This is a genomic window from Thiocapsa sp. (assembly GCF_011390875.1).
Lineage (GTDB): Bacteria > Pseudomonadota > Gammaproteobacteria > Chromatiales > Chromatiaceae > Thiocapsa.
Map to the genome: position 1 here is coordinate 1 of NZ_JAABRP010000210.1, position 7878 is coordinate 7878.

The 7878-nt window shown below is 64.2% G+C and carries 7 protein-coding genes; 2 read left to right on the forward strand and 5 right to left on the reverse strand.

Features of this window, described 5'->3' with window-relative positions; translation table 11 throughout:
• Nucleotides 1–272: 272 nt before the first annotated feature.
• Together GPT33_RS15250 and GPT33_RS15255 are read left to right on the forward strand one after the other, a co-directional pair.
• On the forward strand, nucleotides 273–596 hold the full coding sequence (locus GPT33_RS15250; RefSeq protein WP_296810432.1) for a DUF1840 domain-containing protein: 324 nt from the start codon (nucleotides 273–275) through the stop codon (nucleotides 594–596).
• Between the two features lie 155 nt (nucleotides 597–751).
• Nucleotides 752–940 carry a hypothetical protein gene (locus GPT33_RS15255; RefSeq protein WP_296810435.1) on the forward strand — a complete coding sequence of 63 codons (189 nt, stop codon included), beginning with the start codon at nucleotides 752–754 and terminating at the stop codon, nucleotides 938–940.
• A 73-nt stretch (nucleotides 941–1013) separates the two neighbouring features.
• Here GPT33_RS15255 and GPT33_RS15260 read toward each other — a convergent pair whose 3' ends face one another.
• From GPT33_RS15260 to GPT33_RS15280, 5 genes are all read right to left on the reverse strand, one after another.
• Nucleotides 1014–1688: a heme-binding protein gene (locus GPT33_RS15260; RefSeq protein ID WP_363929410.1), complete on the reverse strand. Its 675-nt coding sequence runs from the start codon at nucleotides 1686–1688 to the stop codon at nucleotides 1014–1016.
• Between the two features lie 144 nt (nucleotides 1689–1832).
• On the reverse strand, nucleotides 1833–2828 hold the full coding sequence (locus GPT33_RS15265; RefSeq protein WP_296810438.1) for a hypothetical protein: 996 nt from the start codon (nucleotides 2826–2828) through the stop codon (nucleotides 1833–1835).
• Nucleotides 2829–2878: 50 nt separating this feature from the next.
• The gene (locus GPT33_RS15270) at nucleotides 2879–4108 is read right to left on the reverse strand and encodes a glycoside hydrolase family 57 (RefSeq protein WP_296810441.1); all 1230 of its coding nucleotides are present in this window, start codon (nucleotides 4106–4108) and stop codon (nucleotides 2879–2881) included.
• Between the two features lie 117 nt (nucleotides 4109–4225).
• Nucleotides 4226–6316: a glycogen debranching protein GlgX gene (gene glgX / locus GPT33_RS15275; RefSeq protein ID WP_296810444.1), complete on the reverse strand. Its 2091-nt coding sequence runs from the start codon at nucleotides 6314–6316 to the stop codon at nucleotides 4226–4228.
• Between the two features lie 280 nt (nucleotides 6317–6596).
• A complete protein-coding gene (locus GPT33_RS15280) occupies nucleotides 6597–7748 on the reverse strand; it encodes an MFS transporter (RefSeq protein ID WP_296810447.1) in 1152 nt (383 codons plus the stop codon).
• Between the last annotated feature and the right edge of the window lie 130 nt (nucleotides 7749–7878).

A 7878-nucleotide genomic window follows, 5' to 3' on the forward strand; every position in this document is an offset into this window, starting at 1 on the left:
CTAAGGACAGTGGATGGACCGAACGTCGAGCTCACCCGAAAGTCAGCATCTCGCTCTGGACGCCGTTTAACTGAGATCGGCGGGTGGGCCGTGCGATCCCTGAAGCGGCCCCGAGCACCGCATTCTAGCGCCTGCCGCTCGGATTGAAAGGGTTCCGGGCGGCTCGGGATCCGCGCCCTAGGCCATCGCGTGGACGACGCGCTCGCCGCGGCGAGTTGCGCTATCCTGAGCAACCGTCCGTCCTGGACAGACTCAACCCGATCGAGGTTCTCATGCTGGTGACATTTCGAACCAAGGCGTATGCCGATATCACGATGTTCGGTGACGTGGCCGTCACGCTCCTCAAACTAATGGGGCAAAGCGGCAAGGTCCCCGGGGCGCTCATGCCGGAGGACATCCCGGCGGCACTGGCAAAACTCAAGGCCGCGGTGGAGGAGCATGCACAAGAGCCGCTGGACCCGATTCCGAACGATACTCAAGCTGCTCCGCAAGACGGCAAAGAGGGCCAATACGTGAGTCTCGCGCACCGTGCACTGCCTTTGATCGAGCTGCTGAGCGCAGCGGCGGCGGACAACGCCTATGTGATGTGGGACTGAAGCGCGCCCGACGTCGTTGCGGATTTCCATGACAAGGCCAGCGTTGAGTCGCGGTCCGGTTGAAACGATCTTGGAGGAGCCGCGCGGTCCTATCTGCGCAAGCCGGCGGCTCGATCACCAACCGTCAAACCGCGATTCAGGCAAACGGAGCCCAGATGGAATACTCCACCTTCAAATCACTCCAGGCCGTCTTGTTCTTCGGCAGCGCTATGGGCTTTTGTCTGTGGCAGCTCGCCGTGATTCGCCGGATCCGGCGCGAGGACGCCGCGGCGCGGGAAAAGGAGCAGGCTGCGACGCCGGGCGCCGCGCCGACCCTCTCCGAGCAATCCGCCGAATCCACCTGAAGCCGTTCGAGTGGGCGAGACAAGCGCCTCGCTCCGGCCGAGCTCCGATCGGCTCGACTCCGAGCCGAGCCGATCAGGGTTTCGACCCGGTCTGCGCCACCTCGACCATCACCTCGTTTCGCCGCATAAACCAAAGCGAAAAGGGCGAGTTGTAGCGCGCATAGACGGGCGCGGCGACGGGCCTCAGGCCGGCCTCTTCGACGGCACGCAGGAGACGTGTCTCGTTCTCGCGATAGCGCGTCTCGGTCCAGCGTCCGGAATAGCGCCGCGCGGCCATCAGCTTGCCGGACTCTTCACGCAACCGTACACGCGGGTCGACGGGCTCGGGCAGGGTGTCCAGCGTAAACCGATTCGGCATGACAAAGCTGACCACGAAGGTCTCGCCCTCGGTCCCGCTCGCCGGGCGCTGCACCACGGGTGCCGTCATCTCGATGCGCTCGCCCTCGCGCGCTGCCGGACGTTGACTGACCGGCGCCGTCATCTCGATCTTGGTGTCCGCGCGATTGTCTCCGAAGATGTATCCGGCGAGGATGCGAAACGCCTGATTCCCAGCCTCGTCAAAGGGGCCCGCGACCTCGGTTTCAGCAACCGCATAGGGCGGATAACGACGAAGCTCGAAATCGGCAAAGGTCCGAACGATCGTGTAATCGGGTTCCTCGACTGCCATCGCTTCGGTCCCTCCGAACAACATGAGAAGGGCGCAGACCAGGGTCGTCGTGCGCAGAGTGTTGGATCTTGATCCGATCATCAGAGGTACCCCTTGTTCCCGGTTTCGACGTCGCCTTCGACGGAGGAGATGGAGGTGTGAGCGAGAAGGAGAAAGGTCGATGCCGAACCGCCAACAACGCCGGCAATACTCTCCCGGATGGCCGCGCCCACCTCGCCTGCGCACTCAGGCGTCGCCCGGGCGATCGGGCAAGTCCGGCGGATTCAGCTCGAAAGCCCGCTTGATCAAATCCGGATCATCGACCCGGACGACGAGCTGGAAACGGCCTCCCGGTCCGACGCGGTAGGGGTGTCCAAAGAGATCGATCAGTGCGCCGGGTGCAGCACAGCCGTTGACGCGCAGCTCGGCCTCGATCAACAGCTCGGCGCCGCCGGGTGTCGGCTGGCCGTAGCGCATCGGCGCTGTGGGTGATGGGCTCAAACGCTGCTCGGGGGAGTGAGCCGGCTCGGGTCTGGCACCTTCGCTCTGCGATGCCGATACGGCGTCGCGCGACGGTGGAAACTCGGAATCCGGGGGGCGGTTCGGCGATTGGCCGGAGCGATCGGGCTGCACCGGGAGCTCGGCGGACGGCGTGGACTCGTGATCGGGAACACGATCCGGATCGCGACCAGCCCCGGGATCAAGGCGCGCACCGCGCCGGGCCAAGACGTCGACGGCGCGGATTCCGGTCTGCTCGGAAACGGCAGATCGCGCGCCCATCGGATCGCGTGCCGTTGACGACGGCGGCGTCGCCGATCCCGACTTCGGAGGATCGGTTCGCGGCGTGGCAGCCGGCGCCGGAGCCTCGGTCATCGCACCGGAGGGTGTCCTGATGCTCTCGACGGTCGAGAAGCGGACATCGACCCGCGCGCCGTGATCAAGGACGTTGGATCGGGCGAGCATCACCCAACCACCGGCCGCATCGCTCAGGCCCAGCTCGGCGTCATACCGTGCCGGCTGTGCATCGACCGAAAAGACCTGCTCCCCGTGGCCGCCCGGGCCACGCAATTGCAGGGTGACTTCCTGCACCTGCGTGGTACCACCGGCATGAACACACCGCAGACGCAGCACGGGCACCGGCGTAGGGCCTTCGCGCCCGAAACCGGCCGCGGCGGGGATGAGATCGTCTCCCGAGAGGTGCCAGAAGGCGCATATTCCGCCGTCCCCCGCGCTCGCGAGCACGAGACGCGTCCCGCGTTCTCGTAAGGGAAACCGTGGAACGAGCGCCCGCTTCACTCCGCGAGGCCGCCCAAGCCAAGCCCGGCCGCATCGGCATGGGACAGCTGCACGAGCGCGATCTCCGCCTCGTCCAAGGCAAGCGATGCGTTATGGGTACGTGCTTGCAGGTACGGGATCCAGGAATCGCCCCAAAAGAGAAAGCAACTGGTCTCGGCCTCGAGAATGAAACGACGGGCACGCGACAGGGGCTCGCCGCACGGAGCGGTCGCGTCCGCAGATCCACGCATGAGCTGCCAATAGCGGGCACTCAGGCGTGCCACGTCCGCAACGGCTTCGCGTTGACGCTCGGTTCCCGCCCACTGGGAGAGATCCTCCCCGGATGTGGATCCGACATTCCATGCGCCGGTCTGGACCTGCGCGTAGGCGGTCGGAGTCACCCGACCGAGATAGTCCGCGAGACGGACCGGGATGATCGGGCAGGTCCCGTCGCGCACCTGCTCCATGTAAGGCGCGAAGAAGTGACCGAAGAATCCGGATGGCTCGTGGGTCTGGCGCAACCAGCCGCCGTTCTCGCCGTCCGACCAGGTCGTGACCAGTCGTCTCTCGTCCGGCCGCGGCGAGCCTGCGGTCCGCCACAGGACCTCGTCGCGAAACCAACGCGGATTGAGCCCGCTCTCCTGGGCGTTGGAGACATCGCGATCGCGCGGGACGACGTTGATGCAGACGCCATCGTGGCACGCGATGTAAGGGCGAAAGATGTCGCTGATGCCGTCCTCCGGGCGGACATGCACGCCGTCGACAACCACGTAGTCGTAGCCGGCCTGTACCAGCGCCGGGATCATCGCCATGGTGAAGGCCATCTCCGGGGGCCAGAAGCCGCGCGGGGCACGGCCGAACGCCTGCTCCATCTGCGCCCGCCCCAAGGCAAGCTGCTCGGACCAATCGGCATGCGGAATCAAGGGGAAGATGGGGTGGGAGTAACCCATGCCGATCAGCTCGATGTTGTCGGCTTCGCGGTAGCGTCCGAGCATCTCCGGGATATCGACGATGTGACGATACCGATCGACAATTTCGGGATCGAGAAGCTGCTCGAGCAGGATTCCCGAGAAACCGACATGAAGTCGCGCGACATCGCGATACTGCAGGGCGTAGCGCGGCACGCGCTCGTAGCAGCGGATGATCTCCTCGGCCTGCCAAGGATTGGCATCGATCAGGAGGCGCAGATTGCCGGGCGGCTGGTGCATGTGCAACCCGAGGGCGTGATAAATGTCGGTCCGAGTCATGAATCACCACAGTCAGGGTGCCTGGATGGATCGTCGGCGCCGGGTAGTGATGGGTTTCGCTGTGCTCTACCCATCCTACGCCATCGGAGCATCGGCGCTCGTTTTGATTCTCCTCGGTCAGCGTCCCTCGAAGATCTGAATACTGCGCGAGCGTACCAGGACGGAGGCTGTTTCGAGCACGATCTGATCCTCTGGCGGGATAAGATCGGTCGGGCTGGCCCGTCCGGTGTCGAGCGCGGTGTACCAACGACACTGCTCGAGCGTCGGGATCTCGAAGCGTTTCGCATCCGCATCCATGTTGATGAGCACGCAGAGTAAGTCGTCGTCTTGGCGCGCCCGCGCCAAGGTGAAGGCGAGTACCCGAGCGTCCGGGTCGCCCCAAGGCGGATTGCCCGGCGTGGTTCCGTGCCACACCACATCCGGAAGATCGCTGCCGTTGCGCGGCTGACCGGACAGGAAGTGGCGGCGATGCAGACTCGCATGACGTTTGCGCAAGGCGATCAATCCGCGCACGAACCGCAGCATGTCGCCATTGCGCTCGACCAACGACCAGTCGAACCAGCCCAGAGGATTGTCTTGGCACCAGGTGTTGTTGTTGCCTTGCTGGGTGCGCAGCACCTCGTCTCCGGCCAAGAGCATCGGGATACCTTGGCTCATGAACATCAGGGTCAAGAGGTTCTTGGCCTGACGCCGACGCAGCGCGAGGATCTCGGGATTCTCGGTCTCGCCCTCGACCCCGCAATTCCAGCTTAGGTTATTGTCGGTCCCGTCGCGATTCTCTTCGCGGTTGGCGCGATTGTATTTACGCTCGTAGGAGACGAGGTCCCAGAGGGTGAAGCCGTCGTGGCAGGTGACGAAATTCACGCTGTTGATGGGCTGACGCAGGTTGGCCTGATAGAGGTCGCTGCTGCCTGCAATCCGGGTTGCGATCTCCGGAACGAGCCCCGGGTCGCCGCGAACGAAACGCCGCACACTGTCGCGAAAGCAACCGTTCCATTCCATCCAGCGATAGCCGGGAAAGCTGCCGACCTGATACAGGCCGGCGGCGTCCCATGCCTCGGCGATGATCTTGGAGGCGTTGAGCGTATCGGAGAGCTCGATCGCCCACAGCACGGGCGGATTGGACATCGGCCGGCCGTCGGAGTCCCGCGCCATGGCGCTGGCGAGATCGAAACGGAACCCGTCCACGTGCATCTCGCGGACCCAATACTCCAAGGCATCGATGATGAAGCGGGACACGACGGGGTGATTGGCATTGACCGTATTGCCGCAGCCCGTGAAGTCCAGATAGATGCCCTTGTCGAGGGTATCCAGGCAATAGAAGGTCTCGTTTCCGAGCCCCTTGAAGCTCATGGTCGGACCGCCGTTGCCGCCCTCGCTGGTGTGATTGAACACCACATCCAGGATGACGCCGATCCCGGCCTTGTGCAGGGCCTTGACCATGTCGCGGAACTCGCGCCGATGCGTGCCCTGCTCGGGCGTGACACAGTAACCGGGATGGGGCGAGAAGAAGCCGAAGCTGCTGTAACCCCAGAAGTTGCGCAGCCCCGCCTCCCAGACGCCCGGCGGGACGTCCTGCTCGTCGAACGCCATGACCGGCATCAGCTCGACATGGGTGATGCCGAGGTCCTGCAGATAAGGGATCTTTTCGATCAGACCGAGGAAGGTGCCGGGATGATGCACGCCCGAGTTGGCATGCCGCGTAAAACCGCCGACATGAAGCTCGTAGATGATGGTTTGCTCGGTCGGACGGCGAATCGGCGCGTCGCCTTCCCAGTCGTACTCCTCCGCGAGGACCAGGCCGCGGGGCGAGTCATGCGGCTTCACGCCGTTGTTCAGGCGATTCCAGCGATCCCAGTGCGAGAGATTGACGGCACGCGCCCAGGGGTCGAGCAGTTCGGTTCCGGCATCGAAACGCCAACCATGGGCACGGGGCTCGAACGGACCGTCCATGCGCCAGGTGTAGTGCGTTCCCGGCGGCAGGTCCACAACCAGGACGTGCCAGTAGAAGAACGTGTGGTTGACCTCCGGGTCCAGCCGGATGACCTGGAAGGGCTCGGGGCTGTCCGCGCTCCGATAGAGAAGCAGCTCGGCGCCGCAGGCATGGCGGCTGAACACGGAGAAGTTGACCCCGTCGTCTTCGACGCTTGCCCCGTTGGGGTAACGTCGACCCGGAAGGATCTGAAAAGGACCTTGATCGACTGACATGGCTGTGATGGCTGAGGTCGAACCGAGCGAGCTCGGTAGGGTTGGCGGCGTCGGCAGACCCGCGAAAGAAAATAGAATAACACGCGACCCGTTAAACCGCGTCCAGAGCGAGATGCTCGTTGTCGAGTGTGCTCGACGTTTGGCGCATCCACGGCTCTTGGCGGGACGCGGTTTAAGATTCAATGTTTTTAATCGTTTAAACCGCGCCAGCTCCGACAATCGTCGGAGCTGGCGCGGCCAAGCCGATCTAACAAACGAGGCATCCCGCAACGGGCGCGGTTTAACGGCCGGCAACCTTCGTCGGGGAGCGATCCACCCAGCGCCAGGCCGCAAGCAGTCCAAGCGCCGCGGCACCGGAGGCGATCCCGAAGGTGACCCCGGCGCCCTCGGCGCTCCAGAGCAACCCTCCGATCAGACTGCCGAGCGCCCCGCCCGCGCCGAAGCTCAGGCTGTTGTAGAGCGCCTGTCCGCGCCCCTGGGTGCGTCCTCGGAAGTACTGATGAACCAGATGGATCGCAGCGGCATGGAAGGTGCCGAAGGTGGCGGCGTGCATGAGTTGGGCAAGGATCGCAACGGCCGGGATCGCGACGAAGGCGCCGATCAGGAGCCACCGCACGACCGCTATCGCCAGGCTCCAGATCAGGACATGGCGCGCACCGAAACGCTCGAGCAGGTTGCGCATCACCAGAAACACCAGGACCTCGGCGATGACGCCGAGCGCCCAAAGCGCGCCGATCGCGGAGGTCGAGTACCCCACTGCCGCGAGATGGATCGAGTAGAAGGCGTAATAGATCCCGTGACTCGCCTGCATGAGAAAGCAGGCGGCGAGGAATGCGATGACGTCCGGACGCGCCAGGATCGAGCGCAACGACGGGGTGGCATGCTCCCCGGTGACGGGTGCGCTGTCCGGGACGGTCAGGGTCGAGAGCCAGATGCCGACGAAGAGGATCAGCACCCAGATCGGCACCACGCTCATCGGTGCCGACTCCAACTGAACGCCCAGGATCGCAACCACCAGGATGAACCCGACCGAGCCCCACAGCCGGATCAGGGCATAGCCCGCAGGCCGGTGGCGCAGATGATTGAAGGTGACCGCCTCCATCTGCGGAAGCGAGGCGTTCCAAAAGAAGCTGAACAGGACCATGGCCGCGGCAATGGTCCAGAAGCCGTCGGCCGGGAAGACGCCGAGGAAGGTCACCGCCGAGACCAGCGACGCGAAACGCACGATCGGCATGCGCCGACCCGTGATGTCGACAATATGACCCCAAAGCATCGGCGCGACGATCTTGGTGCCCACCAGGATCGCCATGAGCTGGCCGATCGCCAGGGCGTCGAACCCCTTCGATTGCAGATACGGCCCCCAAAAGGGCACCAGTGCGCCGAGCGCAGCGAAGTAGAAGAAGTAATAGCCGGAGAGTCGCCAGTACGGCATTGCGTCTGGCCAAGCGCTGAACCGCGTCCGCTGTGACATGCTTTCTTTGCGCCCTAAACCGCGTCCAGACCGACATGCGTCGTTTTCGTCGTTCGTTTGGCTTCGGAGATATCCTTGATCCCAGTGAGAC